The organism is Vogesella indigofera (genome assembly GCF_028548395.1).
In the GTDB taxonomy this organism is placed as follows: Bacteria; Pseudomonadota; Gammaproteobacteria; order Burkholderiales; family Chromobacteriaceae; genus Vogesella; species Vogesella indigofera_A.
Map to the genome: position 1 here is coordinate 604,747 of NZ_JAQQLA010000004.1, position 16,162 is coordinate 620,908.

Consider the following 16,162-nt stretch of genomic DNA (forward strand, 5'->3'; position numbering starts at 1 on the left):
CAAAGGGATAGCCGCAGTTTAGCGCTAAACCGCCCTGCCTGCCTTGCCATCCGCGCCGCCACGCGGCGGGCGCAAGGTTGGCCGCAAGGACTGGCAATTCATCGCCATGCATCTTGATTCCGCGCAGAATCGGCCCCATCTATGCCGCTTATTCGTGTGCTACACTTTAAGCCATTTTTTTCGGCCCGCTGGCCGCTGGATGTTCAGACAATGATTTCGACGCTCCTTAAGAAAGTATTCGGCAGCCGCAACGAACGCCTGCTGAAGGAATACCGACAGGTTGTGGCGCGCATCAACGCCATGGAAAGCACCATGACCGCGCTGTCCGACGCAGCGCTGGCGGCCAAGACCACCGAGTTCCGGGAGCGTCATGCCAAGGGCGAAACGCTGGACGCGCTGCTGCCGGAGGCATTCGCCGTCTGCCGCGAAGCCTCCCGCCGCGTGCTGAACATGCGCCACTTCGACGTGCAGCTGATCGGCGGCATGGTGCTGCACCAGGGCAAGATCGCCGAGATGCGTACCGGCGAGGGCAAGACCCTGGTCGGCACCCTGCCGGTGTACCTCAACGCGCTGTCCGGTAACGGCGTGCACGTGATCACCGTCAACGACTATCTGGCCAGCCGCGACGCCGGCATCATGGCCAAGCTGTACAACTTCCTCGGCCTGTCGGTCGGCGTCAACCTCAGCCAGATGCCGCACGACGCCAAGAAGGACGCCTACGGCAGCGACATCACCTACGGCACCAACAACGAATTCGGCTTCGACTACCTGCGCGACAACATGGTGTTCTCGCTGGGCGAGAAGGTGCAGCGCAAACTGAACTTCGCCGTGGTCGACGAAGTGGACTCCATCCTGATCGACGAGGCGCGCACGCCGCTGATCATCTCCGGTCCGGCCGACGACAACGTCGCCATGTACCAGCTGATCAACCAGGTACCGCCGCGCCTGCAGAAGCAGGAAACCGAAGACGGCGACGGCGACTACTGGGTCGACGAAAAGGCGCACAGCGTGCTGCTGTCCGAAGCCGGTCACGAGCGCGCGGAACAGATCATGGCCGAGATGGGCCTGCTGCAGGACGGCGACAGCCTGTACTCGGCGGCCAACATCTCGCTGATGCACCACCTCGGCGCCGCGCTGAAGGCGCACGCGCTGTTCATGCGTGACCAGCACTACGTGGTGCAGGACGGCGAAGTGATCATCGTCGACGAGTTCACCGGCCGCCTGATGTCCGGCCGCCGCTGGTCCGACGGCCTGCACCAGGCGGTGGAAGCCAAGGAAGGCGTACAGATCAACCGCGAGAACCAGACGCTGGCGTCGATCACCTTCCAGAACTACTTCCGCCTGTACGGCAAGCTGTCCGGCATGACCGGTACCGCCGACACTGAAGCCTTCGAATTCCAGAGCATCTACGGCCTGGAGACGGTGGTGATCCCGACCAACCGTCCGATGGTGCGTATTGACAGCCAGGACAAGATCTACCGCTCCGCGCGCGAAAAATACGCGGCCATCCTCGCCGACATCGGCGACTGCCAGCAACGCGGCCAGCCGGTGCTGGTCGGCACCACCAGCATCGAAAACTCGGAAATCGTCGCCAAGCTGCTCGGCGACGCCGGCCTCACGCACAACGTGCTCAACGCCAAGGAACACGCGCGTGAAGCCGACATCATCGTGCAGGCCGGCCGTCCCGGCGTGATCACCGTCGCCACCAATATGGCCGGCCGCGGTACCGACATCGTGCTCGGCGGCAACCCGGAACCGGAAATCAAGGCGGTGGAAGCCGACGACACCCTGTCCGACGCCGACAAGGCCGCGCGCATCGACGCCATCCGCGCCGACTGGAAACAGCGCCACGAACAGGTGCTGGCCGCCGGCGGCCTGCACATCATCGGCACCGAACGCCACGAGTCGCGCCGTATCGACAACCAGTTGCGCGGCCGTGCCGGCCGTCAGGGCGACCCCGGCTCCAGCCGCTTCTACCTGTCGCTGGAAGACCCGCTGCTGCGCATCTTCGCCGGCGACCGCGTGGCGATGATCATGGACAAGCTGAAAATGCCGGACGGCGAGGCGATCGAGCACAGCTGGGTAACCCGCTCCATCGAGAACGCGCAGCGCAAGGTGGAAGGCCGCAACTTCGACATCCGCAAGCAGCTGCTGGAATACGACGACGTCGCCAACGATCAGCGCAAGGTGATCTACCAGCAGCGTAACGAGATCCTGGAAGACCAGGACGTGTCCGCCATCGTCAGCAATATGCGCGACGACGTGCTGTCTGACCTCATCGACCAGCACATCCCGCCGGAATCGCTGGAAGAACAGTGGGACCTGCCGGGGCTGGAAAAGGCGCTGGAAAGCGAATTCCTGCTCGCCGCGCCGGTGGCGCAGTGGATCCAGGAACAGCCGACGCTGGACATTCCCGACATCAAGCAGCGCATCCTGGAGCTGGCCACGGCCGCCTATCAGGACAAGGTCGAACAGGCCGGCGAAGCGGCGATGCGCCAGTTCGAGCACGGTCTGGTGCTGCAGATGCTGGACAACAACTGGCGCGAACACCTCGCCGCCATGGACCACCTGCGCCAGGGTATCCACCTGCGCGGCTACGCACAGAAGAACCCGAAGCAGGAATACAAGCGCGAGGCGTTCGAACTGTTCGCCGGCATGCTGGACCGCATCAAGCGCAGCGTGGTCGGCGTGCTGATGACGGTACAGGTACGCAGCGAAGCCGACGTGGAAGCGGTGGCCCCGCACCAGGTGAGCGGCATGGAACTGCACCACGACGAGCTGCCATCGGCGGTATCCGGCGACGACAACCCGTTCTCCGCCACCGCGCTGGCGGCACAGGGCCTGCGTGTCGGCCGCAACGACGCCTGCCCGTGCGGCAGCGGTAAACGCTACAAGCAGTGCCATGGCCAGCTGAGCTGAGCCGTAGCCAGCTGCCCACCACGCCGCCGTGATCACGTCACGGCGGCGTTTTTCATGCTGCCACGCTGGCGGTCAGCGCACGCGGCAGAAAGTTGGCCGCATAGGCCTGCCCGTCTCCGCCCTGAACCACCAGCAAGCCGAACGGCGACAACGCCACCGCTGCCGGCGATCATCGCAGCGGCAGGTACCTGCAAGCCTGCGGCCAACCCTGGCCCGCTGCAGACAGCCAGCGGCGCACAGCCATCTGGCACACCCTACCCCACCGTAACGGGCTTTCCGTCCGCACGGCACGACAATGGCACCAAGCTCCGCGCCGCAGCACACGTCACCGTGCGCGACAAGCACTGCCACCAACACGACCAGCCTCCCGCAACCGCCACCCCGCCCGCAAACGCCGCCGTTAGCGCCGGCCGGCCCGTGCATCAGCCATGAAAAAACCCTGCCGCCGCGGGTGCGACGACAGGGTGGTGTCGGCAAGCTTGGCCGCGGGCTTGCGGCCAACCTTGTGCCTCAGGCCAGCAGGCAGGAGGACTGGGTGTCGGCGCTCAGCCGGCGCAATTCCGGGCGTTCGCCGGCGCACTGCGCCTCCGCCAGCGGGCAGCGGGTACGGAACACGCAGCCGGACGGCGGGTTGATCGGGCTGGGCAGGTCGCCCTGCAGGATCTGGATCACCTTGCTGCGCTCCAGTTTCGGGTCCGGGATCGGGATCGCCGACAGCAGCGCGCGGGTGTACGGGTGTGACGGTTTGTCGTACAGCGCGTGCTTCTCCGCCAGCTCCATCTCGCGACCGAGATACATCACCAGGATGCGGTCGGAGATGTGCTTCACCACCGCCAGGTCGTGGGCGATGAAGATCAGCGCCAACCCCATCTCACGCTGCAGTTCCTTCAGCAGGTTGATGATCTGCGCCTGGATCGACACATCCAGCGCCGACACCGGCTCGTCGCAGATGATCAGCTTCGGTTCCAGGATCAGCGCGCGGGCGATGCCGATGCGCTGGCACTGGCCGCCGGAGAACTCGTGCGGATAGCGGTTGATCATCTGCTCACGCAGGCCGACCTTGACCATCATCGCGCGCACGCGCTTCATCACCTCGTCGGACGACAGCTCCGGGCGGTGCACGCGCAGCGGTTCGCCGATGATCTGCGCGATGGTCATGCGCGGGTTGAGCGAGGCCAGCGGGTCCTGGAAGATCATCTGGATGTCGCGGCGCACCGCCAGCCAGTCTTTTTCGCTGCCCTGGCGCAGATCCTTGCCCATCCACACGATCTCGCCGGCGGTGGCCGGGATCAGGTTGAGGATGGAGCGCGCCAGCGTCGACTTGCCGCAGCCGGATTCACCGACCACGCCCAGCGTCTCGCCTTCGTACAGGTCGAAGCTGACGCCGTCGACCGCCTTCAGCGTTTTCTTCGGCGTCCACGGCCAGTCGTTGCCGCCCTTGACCTTGAAGTGCACCTTGACGTCGCGCACCGAGAGAATCAGTTTCTTGTCAGACATGGGCCACTACCTCGACGGACGGTTTCAGCTCCTGCGGCGCCTTGTGACAGGCGCGCAGCACGGCAGGGTTGGCCGCAGAGGCAGCCAGTGGCGGCAGCGTGCCGATGCACAGCTCGCTGACATGAGTGCAGCGTTCGGAGAACGGACAGCCCTTGGGCATGTTGGCCATGTTCGGCGGATTGCCGGGGATGCTGACCAGCTCGCTGCCGTCGTGGTCCAGCCGCGGCAGTGCGCCGAGCAGGCCGATGGTGTACGGGTGCGAGGGCTGGTAGAAGATGTCGTTGGCGCTGCCGTACTCCATCACCCGGCCGCCGTACATCACCATCACTTTTTCGCACAGCCCGGCCACCACGCCCAGATCGTGGGTGATCATCACGATGGCAGTGCCGAAGTCACGCTGCAGGTCCTTCAGCAGGCTGAGGATCTGCGCCTGCACCGTCACGTCCAGCGCGGTGGTCGGCTCGTCGGCGATCAGGATTTCCGGTTCGCACAGCAGTGCCATCGCGATCATCACGCGCTGGCGCATGCCGCCGGAGAACTCGTGCGGGTACATGTCGACGCGGCGGGCCGCCTCGGGAATGCGCACCGCTTCCAGCAGGCTGATGGCGCGCTTTTTCGCCTCGCGCCGGGTCATGCCCTTGTGCAGTTCCAGCACCTCGGTCATCTGCCGCTCCACCGTCAGGTAGGGGTTGAGCGAGGTCATCGGGTCCTGGAAGATCATCGACACGCGGTCGCCGCGGATGCTGTTGAGCTGTTTCGGGCTCATGGTCAGCAGGTTCTGGCCGTTGTACAGCGCTTCGCCGCTGGCTTTGCCATTCTTGGCCAACAGGCCCATCATCGCCAGCACGCTCTGGCTCTTGCCGGAGCCGGATTCGCCGACGATGCCCAGCGTCTGGCCGGGCTGCAGGTCGAAGCTGACGCCATTGACGGCGCTGACCAGACCGTCGGGGGTCTGGAACTGCACGCCGAGATTGTTTACTTGTAACAGGCTCATGCTGTTCTCCTCTTATCGGTCTTTCGGGTCCAGCGCGTCACGCATGCCGTCGCCGATATAGTTGGCGCAGTACAGGGTGAGCGACAGCATGGCCGCAGGGAACAGCAGCATCCACGGTGTGGTTTCCATCACCCCGGTGCCGTCTTCGATCAGTACACCCCAGCTGGTCATCGGCTCCTGCACGCCCAGGCCGAGGAAGGACAGCACCGACTCGGTGAGGATCACGCCCGGCACCGTCACCGTGGTGTAGATCACCACGATACCCAGCAGGTTGGGCACCACGTGGCGGAAGATGATGCTGCCGGTGGACACGCCGATGGCGCGCGCCGCTTCGACGAATTCCTTCGACTTCACCGACAGCGTCTGGCCGCGCACCACGCGCGCCATGTCCATCCACGAGAACACGGTGATGGTCAGTACCACCAGATAGAACTCGCGGCCGAGCAGGGTCACCATCAGGATGGCGATCAGCAGGTAGGGCACCGCGTACATCATGTCGACGATGCGCATCATCACGGTATCGACCTTGCCGCCGAGGAAGCCGGCGGTGGCGCCCCACACGATGCCGATGGTGACCGAGGCGATGGTGGCCATCAGGCCGACCATCAGCGAAATGCGGCCGCCGATCAGGGTGCGCACCAGCAGGTCGCGGCCGAGATCATCGGTGCCGAACAGGTGCAGGTTGTGCCAGGTCGGCGCCATCGCCATCGCATCCCAGTCGGTGTCCTCGTAGCTGTGCGGCAGCAGCATCGGCCCGAAGACACAGGCCAGCACCACCAGTGACAGCAGGATCAGACTCACCACGGCCGCCTTGTTACGCAGGAAGCGTTCGCGGGCATCGGCCCACGGGCTGCGGCCTTCGACCGCGGCCATGCTCAGGTTGGCCGCCATGGCCTCGGCCACCGCCTTTTGTTTACTTCTGAACAACATGTGCAAGCCCTCGCTCAGTAGCGGATTTTCGGGTCGAGATACGCGTATGCGAGGTCAACCAGCAGATTGAGAATCACCGCAAACACGGTCACCAGTACCACCAGCCCCAGTACCAGCGTGTAGTCGCGGTTGGAGGCGCCGTTGATGATCAGCTTGCCCAGGCCGGGCAAGGAAAACACCGACTCGGTGACCACCGCCGAGGTGATCGACGAGATCGCCAGCGGGCCGAGCACCGACACCACCGGCATCAGCGCCGGTTTCAGCGCGTGACGGAACACGATGGTCCGCAGCGGCAGGCCCTTGGCACGCGCGGTGCGGATGAAGTTGCTGTTCAGCACCTCGATCAGGCTGCCGCGCATCACGCGGCCGATGGTGGACACGTTGATGAAGGTCAGCAGTGCGATCGGCAGCACCATGTAGCGCGGGTCGAAGTCGTTCCAGCCGCCGGCCGGCAGCACGCTCAGCCAGATGGCGAACAGCAGGATCAGCACCGGGCCGATCACGAAGGAGGGAAAGGCGCTGCCGAGGTTGCCGACCAGCATCACGAAGTAGTCGATCAGGCTGTTCTGGCGCAGCGCGGCGATGATGCCCAGCGCCACACCGATGATCACCGACAGCAGCAGTGCACCGCCGCCGATGGCCAGCGATACCGGCAGTGCATTACCCACCAGCTCGTTGACGCTCCAGTCGGCGTAACGGAAAGAAGCCCCCAAATCGCCTTGCAGCAGGCTCTTGAGATAGAGGAGGTATTGTTGCCACAGCGGCAGGTCCAGATGGTATTTGGCCTGCAGGTTGGCCATCACCGCCGCGGAAACCTTGCGTTCGGTGTCAAACGGGCCACCGGGGGTGGCGTGCAACATCAGGTAACAGACGGTGATGACGAGCAGCAGGGTGGGGATCGTCATCAACACGCGTCGTAAAGCGTAAGACCACATGGGAGTACTCCAGGACGGATAGCGCTTTGCATTGCAGCAATGCAGGTGGGCAAGCGGCAGCAGCACCGCTGGTCGCGGCAGTGCAGCAATCGCCATCACTTCAAACCAGACCGGGTGGCCCCGTCACGGAGCACACCCGGTCTGCGCACATCAGGGGCAAGCCCCGTCAGACTGCCATCAACTCAGCTTAGTGCTTGATGATGTACAGGTCCTTGCTGCGGTAGCGGTCCATCGGATTCTTGGTGGTGTAGCCGCCAACGTAGGATTTCACCAGCCGCGGTACGGTGTACTGCAGCAGCGGGATCATCGGGTAGTCATCCATGATCATCTTGGTGGCCTGGGTCAGCAGCTGCTTGCGCTGGGCCGGATTCTGCGCCTGGTTGCCCTGCTTGATCAGCGCTTCGGCCTTCGGATTGCAGTTGAAGTTGTCGTTCTGCTCGGAGCCGCACTGCACCAGGGTCAGGAAGGTGCTGGCGTCGTTATAGTCGGCCACCCAGCCGTTGCGGCCGATCTGGTATTCACCGTCATGGCGCTTCTTCAGCAGCACCTTGAATTCCATGTTTTCCAGCTCGGTGTTGAGACCCAGCTTGGTCTTCCATTCCGAGGCGGCGAAGATCGCCATCTTCTTGTGGTATTCACTGGTGTTGTAGCTGAACTTGACCTTGCTGCCCGGCTTCACGCCGGCGGCGGCCAGCAGCTTCTTGGCTTCGGCCACGCGCTGTGCCATCGGCCATTTCGCCCAGTCGTAGCTGGTCACGTCGGCGCCGCTGGTGCCACGCACGATGGCGCTGTAGGCCGGAACCTGGCCATCGGCCGTGATCTTGGTGGCGAGGATGTCACGGTCGATGACCATGTTCAGCGCCTTGCGCACGCGCACGTCCTTCATCACCGGGTCCTTGTGGTTCAGACCGTAGTAACGCAGGCCCAGCATCGGCGCGTTGCGGATGTCTTTCGGCAGCTCTGCCTTGTACTTCTCGTAGGTGCCTGGTGGCAGCTGGTACACCCAGTCGTTTTCACCGGACAGGAACATCTTCACGTCGGCAAAACCGTCTTCGATCGGCAGGTAGGTGACGCGGGTCAGCTGCACGTTCTTGTTGTCCCAGTACTGCGGGTTCTTGGCCAGTACCACCTTGCTGTTGACCTGCCACTCCTTCAGCACGAAGGCGCCGTTGCTGACCATATTGCCCGGCTTGACCCAGTCCTTGCCGAACTTGTCGATGGCCGCTTTCGGTACCGGTCCCAGCTGGCCGTTGGACACCACTTCCGGCAGGAAGGCTACCGGGTACGGGGTCTTGATTTCGAGGGTGAACTTGTCCAGCGCCTTGACGCCTACCTCGGCGACCGGCTTCTTGCCTTCGGCGGCTTCAACGCCGTTGAGCAGGAAGGCGCCGTAGGTGGTGGCGTAGGTGGAGGCGGTCTTCGGATCGAGGAAACGACGAATACCATAGACAAAATCATCAGCGGTCACGCTGGAGCCGTCCGACCATTTCGCGTTCTTGCGCAGGGTGAATACCCAGGTGGTCGGATCTTTCTGCTTCCAGGATTCGGCCACACCCGGCACGACGCGGCCTTCGTTGTCGGTGGCGGTCAGGCCTTCGAACAGGTCACGGACGAGGTTGTTGGCACCCACCGACTCGGCGATGGCCGGATCCAGCGATTCCGCTTCGGAACCGTTGTTGCGCACGATTTCCTGCTTGGCGGCCAGCGGGGTACCGGCTGGTACCTTGGCGGCAAACGCGGCGCCGGATACGCCCAGGCCTAGGGCAACGGAAGCTGCCAACACACTGATTGTCATGGTTTTTTTCATATTCTCCTGCTCTCCTTGAAACGACGAGGGCCAACCCCAGGCTGGCCCTCAGCACGATATGGATACAATACGCAAAGGCGAGGCAATTATGCCCAGCCATAAAGTGCGCCACAAGCACTAAAACATGAACTAGCCACCACGACAAGCAAAAAGCGTGGCATTTCTTTCACAGAATTCGAGCAGAAACACCACATTTATGCCAAGGCATGAGCCTTACTCATGCCAGGCATTTCCAAAACACATGCTCGCCGGCGCGCAGCGGCACCAGCGTGTCGTTGCCGTAGGCGATTTCCGCCGGCACCTGCCAGCTTTCCTTCACCAGAGTGATGGTGTCGCTGTTGCGCGGCAGGCCGTAGAACGCCGGGCCGTTGAAGCTGGCGAACGCCTCCAGCTTGTCCAGCGCACCGGCGGCTTCGAACGCCTCGGCGTACAGCTCGATGGCGGCATTGGCGGTGTACATGCCGGCGCAGCCGCAGGCGTTTTCCTTGGTGTGGCGCGCGTGCGGCGCACTGTCGGTGCCGAGGAAGAACTTGTCGCTGCCGCTGGTCGCCGCCTTAAGCAGCGCCTCGCGGTGCCGCTCGCGCTTGAGCACCGGCAGGCAGTAATGGTGCGGACGGATGCCGCCGGTAAACAGCGCATTGCGGTTCATCAGCAGGTGGTGGGCGGTGATGGTGGCGGCAACGTTGGCCGCAGCGCCGGCGACGTACTCCGCCGCCTGTTGCGTGGTGATGTGCTCGAACACCACGCGCAGTTGCGGCAGGCGCTTCATCAGCGGCTCGAACACGGTATCGATGAACACCGCCTCGCGGTCGAACACGTCCACGGCAGGGTCGGTCACTTCACCGTGCACCAGCAGCGGCATGCCCACTTCGGCCATCGCCTCCAGAGCCGCCATCGCGTTGTTCACGTCGCGCACGCCGGCGTCGGAGTTGGTGGTGGCGCCGGCCGGGTACAGCTTGATGCCGTGCACGAAGCCGGACGCCTTGGCCTTGCGCACTTCTTCCGCCGTGGTGGTTTCGGTCAGGTACAGCGTCATCAGCGGCTCGAAGTGGCTGCCGGCCGGACGCGCAGCCAGGATGCGCTCGCGGTAGGCGGCGGCTGCCTCGACGGTGGTCACCGGCGGCTTCAGATTGGGCATGATGATGGCGCGGCCCATCTGGCGACAGGTATCCGGCAGCACCGCCGCCAGCGCCTCGCCATCACGGATGTGCAGGTGCCAGTCGTCGGGGCGGGTAATGGTCAGTTGCATGGCAAAACCTTTCTTGAATAAAAAGCGGGCGCCGCCGTGGCAACGCCGGTGGTGTCTTATTTGCGGCGGATCACCAGCAGGAAGCGGCCATCGTCGGTGGTGGACGACTCCAACAGCGCATTGCCGGTCTGGCGGCAAAAGGCCTCGAAATCCTTCGGCGCACCAGGATCGGTGGCGATGGCGGACAGCACCTGGCCGCTGCTCAGGCCGGCCAGCGCCTTCTTCGCGCGCAGGATCGGCAGCGGACAATTGAGACCGGACAGGTCGAGTTGAAGATCTGGCTGCATGAAAACTATCCCCTGCCATTACACGTTACAATGAAGCGATCTATTTTAAGGTGCGCCGGCAGATTGCCCAAGTGCGCAATACCATTATATGTGTGTGATCGCCCTCGCCTACCAGACCGCCGCCTGCGGGCCGCTGCTGGTGGCGGCCAACCGTGACGAGTATTACGCCCGCCCCACCGCGGCGCTGGATTTCTGGCGCCCGGAGCATCCGGACGTGCTTGGTGGCCGCGACCTGCAGGCCGGCGGCAGCTGGCTGGCGATGGACGTGCGCGGCCGCTTTGCCGCCGTCACCCACATCCGCGAGGGCCACGCCCGCAGCGCGGCGCGCTCGCGCGGCGAGCTGGTCAAGCGCTTTGTCAGCGGCAACGAATCGGCGCTGGAATTCGCCGCCTGGCTCAAGGCCGAGCACGGCCAGTTCGCGCCGTTCAACCTGCTGTTCGGCGAGATCCGCAACCTGTTGCACTTCAACAGCCGCAGCGGCATGCTCAACCGGGTGCCGCCGGGCATCCATGTGCTGTCCAATGCCGACATGAACAGCCGCTGGTTCAAGTGCGAACAGCTGCGCGCAAAGCTGCAGCAACAGACACGGCCACCGGCGGAGAACGACATCCTGCGCTGGCTGAGCGACCCGACCCCGGCGCCGGTGGAACAATTGCCCAATACCGGCGTCGGCCTGGCGCTGGAAAAAATGCTGTCGCCGGTGTTCATCAACGGTCGCGACTACGGCACTCGCGCCTCGTCGGTGCTGATGCTGAACGCGCGCGGCGAATTAAGCTTTACCGAAGTCAGCTGGGGACTGGGCGGCCGTGAAAGCGGTCGCCGTCGCCAGACCATGCGCCTCACTCCCAACAGGAACTCATGATCGTGAAATACCTTGCCCCTGCCCTTGTCATCGCCGTTGCGGCCAACCTTGCACTGGCCGGCGCCCTGGGTAAAGACCGCCCAGTCCAAAGCAAGCAGAACTGGTACGAGGAAGAAGCCCCGTGGCAGGAAGCCAGCGTGCCGCTGATCGACTATCCAGCCAGCTTCGACTGGCGCGAGATCGAGATGCCAGGCGAGGTCAAACAGCGCGTGTTCATCGACGCCGGCTCGATCCAGCTCGGCAGCGATGGCGTCACCCGTTTCAGCCTGCGCCAGCTGAGCAGCAAGGGCGCGGAGAACATCAGCCGTGAAGGCGCGCACTGCAACGAGCGCAGCCTGCGCAGCTACGGTTTTGCCGACACCGAGGGCAAGCGCTGGATCGAGTCGACCAAGGCCAAATGGCAGAAGGCCAGCTTTGGCGATCCTTTCCGCCAGACCATGCTGAAGAACCTGTGCCCGGACGGCCTGGCGCCACGCAGCGCCGAAGCGCTGCTCGCCAACCTGAACAAGCCGGACGCCAGACCGCGCAAAAAGTAAACGGATGCCGCCATGACCGCCTCAGCCACCACCCTGTCGCCCGGCCACAAGCTGCTCGGCCCCGCCCAGATCCTGCTCTCCGCGGTGGCCTTCGGCGCGATGGCGATCTTTGCCAAGCAGGCTTACGCCGACGGTGTCAGCACCGGCAGCCTGCTGTTCCTGCGCTTCCTGGTGGCCGGGCTGCTGTTGCTGCCGTTGGTGCTGTTGCGACGGCTGCCGTGGCCGCGCGGTCGCAGCCTGCTGACGCTGATCGCGATGGGCGCAGTCGGCTACGCCGGCATGTCGGCCTGTTATTTCAATGCGCTGCACTACGCCTCGGCCGGCACCGTGGCGCTGCTGCTGTACCTGTTCCCGGTGATCGTGATCCTGCTCTCCAGCCTGCTCGGCGAGCCGCTGACCCGACGCCGCCTGCTGGCACTGCTGCTGGCGCTGGGCGGGCTGGCGGTCACCATCGGACTGGAGTGGTCGACCTCGCTGCGCGGCCTGCTGCTGGGGCTGGGCGCGGCGCTGATCTACGCGCTGTACATCCTGGCCGGCAGCCGCCTGCGCGAGCGCGGCCACCCGCTCGCGGCCGCCTGCGTGGTGACGCTGTCGGCGGCCCTGTGCAATGGCATCGTGGTCAGCCTGCAGGGGCTGCAGCCGCCGGCGAGCGGTAGCGGCGTGCTGGCCATTGCGCTGATCGCGCTGATTTCCACCGTGATTGCCATCGCGCTGTTCCTGGCCGGGCTGGAAAAAACCGACGCCACCCAGGCCTCGCTGCTGTCGACGGTGGAACCGGTGGTCACCGTGCTGCTGGCGGCGGTGTTCCTGCATGAAGCCGTCACCCTGTCGCAGCTGGCCGGCGGCGCGCTGATCCTAGCGGCGGTGGTGGTAATCAGCCGCGAACGCAAGCCGGCGGAGCTGACGCTCACCGAATAACCCGCGGCCCGCCGCGCGCGGCAGCACGGTTTTTCCCGCCGGCCGCGGCGGCACCGGTATAATCTGCCGCTGTTTTTTCGAATTAGGGTGTCATCGTGTCCGATCGTCTTGCCGTATTGCCGCAATACCTGCTGCCCAAGCAGGCGCTGACCGCCTTTGCCGGCCGGGTTGCCAATGCCCGTGGCGGCGAGCGCACCACGCGGCTGATCCGCTGGTTCGTGCGCCGTTACCAGGTCAACATGGCGGAAGCAGCCAATCCGGACATCGCCAGCTACGACACCTTCAATGCCTTCTTCACCCGCGCGCTGCGCGACGGCGTGCGGCCGCAGGCGGACGCGGCGCTGACCTGCCCGGTGGACGGCGCCATCAGCCAGTTCGGCCACATCGCGCAGGACCAGATCTTCCAGGCCAAGGGCCACCACTACTCCACCACCGCACTGCTCGGCGGCGACGCCAGCCTGGCGGCCCAGTTCGCCGATGGCCAGTTCGCCACCATCTACCTCAGCCCGCGCGACTACCACCGCATCCACATGCCGTGCGACGGCACGCTGCAGCGCATGATCTACGTGCCCGGCGCGCTGTTCTCGGTCAACCCGACCACCGCACGCGGCGTACCCGGCCTGTTCGCCCGCAACGAGCGCGTGGTGTGCGTGTTCGACACCGCCCACGGCACTATGGTGCTGACCCTGGTCGGCGCCACCGTGGTCGGCAGCATGGCCACCAGCTGGCACGGCGTAGTCAATCCGCCGCGTCGCAGCGAGGTCACCGAGTGGTCCTACGCCGGCCAGGACATCACCCTCAAGCAGGGTGAGGAAATGGGTCGCTTCCTGCTCGGCTCCACCGTGGTGCTGCTGTTCCCGCAGCACAGCATGACGTTCAACCCGGCCTGGCTGCCGAGCAAGCCGGTACGCCTGGGCGAGGCGATGAGCACGCCGCGCTAAGACGACCAGCCCAATGCAAAACCGCGCGGCGATCACTCGCAGCGCGGTTTTTCATGCGGCCAACCTTCAGACCACGTCGGGCAGGCGGTGGAAGCTGGACGGCACGTCGTGCTCGTCGCCGAAGCTGACGAACTCCCACGCCTCCGGGGTATCCAGCAGCACGCGCAACAGCTTGTTGTTGAGCGCATGGCCGGACTTGTGGCCGCTGAAGGCGGCGATCAGCGGATGGCCGACGATGTACAGGTCACCGATGGCATCGAGGATCTTGTGGCGCACGAACTCGTCCGGAAAACGCAGCCCTTCCGGGTTGAGCACGTACTCGTCGTCGATCACGATGGCGTTGTTGAGGTTGCCGCCGCGGCCAAGACCGTGGCTGCGCATGTACTCGACCTCGTGCATGAAGCCGAAGGTGCGCGCGCGGCTGATTTCGTCGATGTAGGAACGGTTGGCGAAATCGATGTGCACCGTCTGCGGCGCACGGTTGAACGCCGGATGGTTGAACTCGATCGACAGCTCGACACTGAAGCCGTCGTGCGGTGCCAGTCGCACCCACTTGTCGCCTTCCACCACCTCGACCAGCTGCTTGACGCGGATGAAGCGCTTCGGCTGCGCCTGATCGACGATGCCGGCGCTTTGCAACAGGAAGATGAACGGCGCGGCGGAGCCATCCATGATGGGCATCTCCGCCGCGGTGACGTCGATCAGCAGGTTATCGATGCCCAGCCCTGCAAAAGCGGACATCAGGTGTTCGATGGTGCCGATACGCACGCCGGTCTCGGAGACCAGCGTCGAGGAGAGGCGCGTATCGTTCACCAGCGAAGGATGCACTTTGACACTGACCGGCTCGGGCAGGTCGGTACGGCGAAACACGATACCGGTGTCGGGCGCCGCCGGGTTCAGGGTCAGCTTCACCCTTTCCCCCGAATGCAGGCCAACGCCGGTCGCGCTGATCGCTTTTTTCAAGGTGCGCTGCAAAATCATCACATGCTTTCAAGCCGTTACAGTGACACCGATTCTAGCACAGCTCACGCTAGTACTTTATTGATTGACCGGATACCGACTATAGGTCTGCGCTATCAGTCCGCCTGCTTGCGCAGGAAGGCCGGGATGTCGAACGACTCGCTGACCGACGGATCGGAGAAGTCGGCGGCACCGGTGGCACGGCGGTTGCGGCTACGCATCACGGCCGGGGTGTTGCCCAGCTCGTTGTAGTCCACTTCCATCGCGATATTGTCGGTGCCGGTCTTCACGATCTTGATATATTCCGGGCGCTCGTCACGGCTGGTCTGCGGCTTCTGGCCCAGGCCGGTCGCGATCAGTGTCACGCGGATGGTGTCTTCCGGCATGTCTTCCACTTCGGCGGTACCGAACTTCACCTGTGCATCATCGTCGGCGTACTGGCGGATGATGGACATGATTTCGCGGTATTCGCTCATTTTCAGGCAACCCGGCGCGGTGGAGATGTTCACCAGTACGCCACGGGCACCTTCCAGCGTGATGTTGTCCAGCAGCGGGCTGGCCACGGCCTGTTCGGCGGCGACACGGGCACGGTCGATGCCGGAGGCAAAGGCGGAACCCATCATCGCCAGACCCATTTCGCCCATTACCGCACGCACGTCGGCAAAGTCGACGTTGATCAGGCCGGGGCAGGTAATCACTTCCGAGATCCCGGCGACGGCGCCCTTGAGCACGTCGTCGGCGGCGCGGAAGGCGTCGCGCATCGACACGTCGTCACCCAGCACGTCCATCAGCTTCTCGTTCGGGATCACGATCAACGAATCGACATGCTTCTTCAGCAGCTCGATGCCGTCGTTGGCGACGCGCATGCGCTTGCCTTCGTGATCGAACGGACGCGTCACCACGCCGACGGTGAGGATGCCCATTTCCTTGGCCACTTCCGCCACCACCGGTGCGGCGCCGGTGCCGGTACCGCCGCCCATGCCGGCGGTCACGAACACCATGTTGGCGCCGCGCAGCATCTCGGCGATGCGTTCGCGGTCTTCCAGCGCGGCGCTGCGGCCAACTTCCGGATTGGCACCGGCACCCAGACCGCGGGTCAGGTTGTTACCCAGCTGCAGCTTTTGCGCGGCCTTGTTGCGCTTCAGCGCCTGGGCATCGGTGTTGGCGCAGATGAATTCCACGCCGTTCACCAGATTGTCGATCATGTTGTCGATGGCGTTGCAGCCGCCACCACCCACACCGATCACCTTGATCACCGCCTCGGAGGCGGTTTCCTGCATTACTTCGAATACCATGCTCATTTTTTCTCTCCTGTTAAAAGATGAGC

Annotated in this window: 14 protein-coding genes; 5 read left to right on the plus strand and 9 right to left on the minus strand. The window is 64.3% G+C overall.

Going from position 1 to position 16,162, the window contains the following annotated elements; genetic code table 11:
• Positions 1–210: 210 nt before the first annotated feature.
• Entirely contained in the window at positions 211–2,919 is a 2,709-nt protein-coding gene (gene secA, locus PQU89_RS08610) for a preprotein translocase subunit SecA (protein WP_272765457.1), read from the plus strand.
• A gap of 510 nt (positions 2,920–3,429) precedes the next feature.
• Here secA and oppF read toward each other — a convergent pair.
• The 7 genes from oppF to PQU89_RS08645 all read right to left on the minus strand — a co-directional run bounded on the left by oppF (position 3,430) and on the right by PQU89_RS08645 (position 10,618).
• Positions 3,430–4,416 carry a murein tripeptide/oligopeptide ABC transporter ATP binding protein OppF gene (gene oppF, locus PQU89_RS08615; RefSeq protein WP_272765458.1) on the minus strand — a complete coding sequence of 329 codons (987 nt, stop codon included), beginning with the start codon at positions 4,414–4,416 and terminating at the stop codon, positions 3,430–3,432.
• Positions 4,409–5,410: an oligopeptide/dipeptide ABC transporter ATP-binding protein gene (locus PQU89_RS08620; RefSeq protein ID WP_272765459.1), complete on the minus strand. Its 1,002-nt coding sequence runs from the start codon at positions 5,408–5,410 to the stop codon at positions 4,409–4,411. The genes oppF and PQU89_RS08620 overlap by 8 nt, the downstream gene beginning before the upstream one ends.
• 12 nt (positions 5,411–5,422) lie before the next feature.
• Positions 5,423–6,340 carry an ABC transporter permease gene (locus PQU89_RS08625; RefSeq protein ID WP_082133630.1) on the minus strand — a complete coding sequence of 306 codons (918 nt, stop codon included), beginning with the start codon at positions 6,338–6,340 and terminating at the stop codon, positions 5,423–5,425.
• A gap of 14 nt (positions 6,341–6,354) precedes the next feature.
• A complete protein-coding gene (gene oppB / locus PQU89_RS08630) occupies positions 6,355–7,275 on the minus strand; it encodes an oligopeptide ABC transporter permease OppB (RefSeq protein WP_047965941.1) in 921 nt (306 codons plus the stop codon).
• 187 nt (positions 7,276–7,462) lie between these two features.
• Positions 7,463–9,070 carry a peptide ABC transporter substrate-binding protein gene (locus PQU89_RS08635; protein WP_272765460.1) on the minus strand — a complete coding sequence of 536 codons (1,608 nt, stop codon included), beginning with the start codon at positions 9,068–9,070 and terminating at the stop codon, positions 7,463–7,465.
• A 229-nt stretch (positions 9,071–9,299) separates the two neighbouring features.
• Positions 9,300–10,331 (minus strand): dihydroorotase, encoded by a 1,032-nt coding sequence (gene pyrC / locus PQU89_RS08640; RefSeq protein WP_272765461.1) that lies wholly within the window; start codon positions 10,329–10,331, stop codon positions 9,300–9,302.
• A gap of 56 nt (positions 10,332–10,387) precedes the next feature.
• On the minus strand, positions 10,388–10,618 hold the full coding sequence (locus PQU89_RS08645) for a sulfurtransferase TusA family protein (RefSeq protein ID WP_272765462.1): 231 nt from the start codon (positions 10,616–10,618) through the stop codon (positions 10,388–10,390).
• Between the two features lie 88 nt (positions 10,619–10,706).
• On the opposite strand from PQU89_RS08645, the gene PQU89_RS08650 reads away from it, so the two are divergent.
• The 4 genes from PQU89_RS08650 to asd all read left to right on the plus strand — a co-directional run bounded on the left by PQU89_RS08650 (position 10,707) and on the right by asd (position 13,875).
• Positions 10,707–11,480 (plus strand): NRDE family protein, encoded by a 774-nt coding sequence (locus tag PQU89_RS08650; RefSeq protein WP_272765463.1) that lies wholly within the window; start codon positions 10,707–10,709, stop codon positions 11,478–11,480.
• Positions 11,481–11,482: 2 nt separating this feature from the next.
• Positions 11,483–12,016 (plus strand): CNP1-like family protein, encoded by a 534-nt coding sequence (locus PQU89_RS08655; protein ID WP_272765464.1) that lies wholly within the window; start codon positions 11,483–11,485, stop codon positions 12,014–12,016.
• A gap of 12 nt (positions 12,017–12,028) precedes the next feature.
• Positions 12,029–12,934, plus strand: a complete 906-nt coding sequence (locus tag PQU89_RS08660) for a DMT family transporter (RefSeq protein ID WP_272765465.1) — start codon at positions 12,029–12,031, stop codon at positions 12,932–12,934.
• A gap of 95 nt (positions 12,935–13,029) precedes the next feature.
• Positions 13,030–13,875 (plus strand): archaetidylserine decarboxylase, encoded by an 846-nt coding sequence (gene asd, locus PQU89_RS08665; RefSeq protein WP_272765466.1) that lies wholly within the window; start codon positions 13,030–13,032, stop codon positions 13,873–13,875.
• Positions 13,876–13,941: 66 nt separating this feature from the next.
• On the opposite strand, the gene lpxC is transcribed toward asd, so the two are convergent.
• Positions 13,942–14,853 carry a UDP-3-O-acyl-N-acetylglucosamine deacetylase gene (lpxC, locus tag PQU89_RS08670; RefSeq protein ID WP_272765784.1) on the minus strand — a complete coding sequence of 304 codons (912 nt, stop codon included), beginning with the start codon at positions 14,851–14,853 and terminating at the stop codon, positions 13,942–13,944.
• Positions 14,854–14,951: 98 nt separating this feature from the next.
• Complete coding sequence (ftsZ, locus tag PQU89_RS08675; protein ID WP_047965934.1) at positions 14,952–16,136, minus strand: cell division protein FtsZ; 1,185 nt, start codon at positions 16,134–16,136, stop codon at positions 14,952–14,954.
• Positions 16,137–16,162 lie beyond the last annotated feature (26 nt).

Excerpts from the sequence above, each read along its gene's own strand:
- PQU89_RS08635 (WP_272765460.1), bottom strand. The coding sequence starts at position 9,070 with ATGACAATCAGTGTGTTGGCAGCTTCCGTTGCCCTAGGCCTGGGCGTA.
- secA (WP_272765457.1), top strand. The coding sequence starts at position 211 with ATGATTTCGACGCTCCTTAAGAAAGTATTCGGCAGCCGCAACGAACGC.
- PQU89_RS08650 (WP_272765463.1), top strand. The coding sequence starts at position 10,707 with ATGTGTGTGATCGCCCTCGCCTACCAGACCGCCGCCTGCGGGCCGCTG.
- ftsZ (WP_047965934.1), bottom strand. The coding sequence starts at position 16,136 with ATGAGCATGGTATTCGAAGTAATGCAGGAAACCGCCTCCGAGGCGGTG.
- PQU89_RS08620 (WP_272765459.1), bottom strand. The coding sequence starts at position 5,410 with ATGAGCCTGTTACAAGTAAACAATCTCGGCGTGCAGTTCCAGACCCCC.
- pyrC (WP_272765461.1), bottom strand. The coding sequence starts at position 10,331 with ATGCAACTGACCATTACCCGCCCCGACGACTGGCACCTGCACATCCGT.
- PQU89_RS08625 (WP_082133630.1), bottom strand. The coding sequence starts at position 6,340 with ATGTTGTTCAGAAGTAAACAAAAGGCGGTGGCCGAGGCCATGGCGGCC.
- PQU89_RS08645 (WP_272765462.1), bottom strand. The coding sequence starts at position 10,618 with ATGCAGCCAGATCTTCAACTCGACCTGTCCGGTCTCAATTGTCCGCTG.
- oppB (WP_047965941.1), bottom strand. The coding sequence starts at position 7,275 with ATGTGGTCTTACGCTTTACGACGCGTGTTGATGACGATCCCCACCCTG.
- PQU89_RS08660 (WP_272765465.1), top strand. The coding sequence starts at position 12,029 with ATGACCGCCTCAGCCACCACCCTGTCGCCCGGCCACAAGCTGCTCGGC.
- oppF (WP_272765458.1), bottom strand. The coding sequence starts at position 4,416 with ATGTCTGACAAGAAACTGATTCTCTCGGTGCGCGACGTCAAGGTGCAC.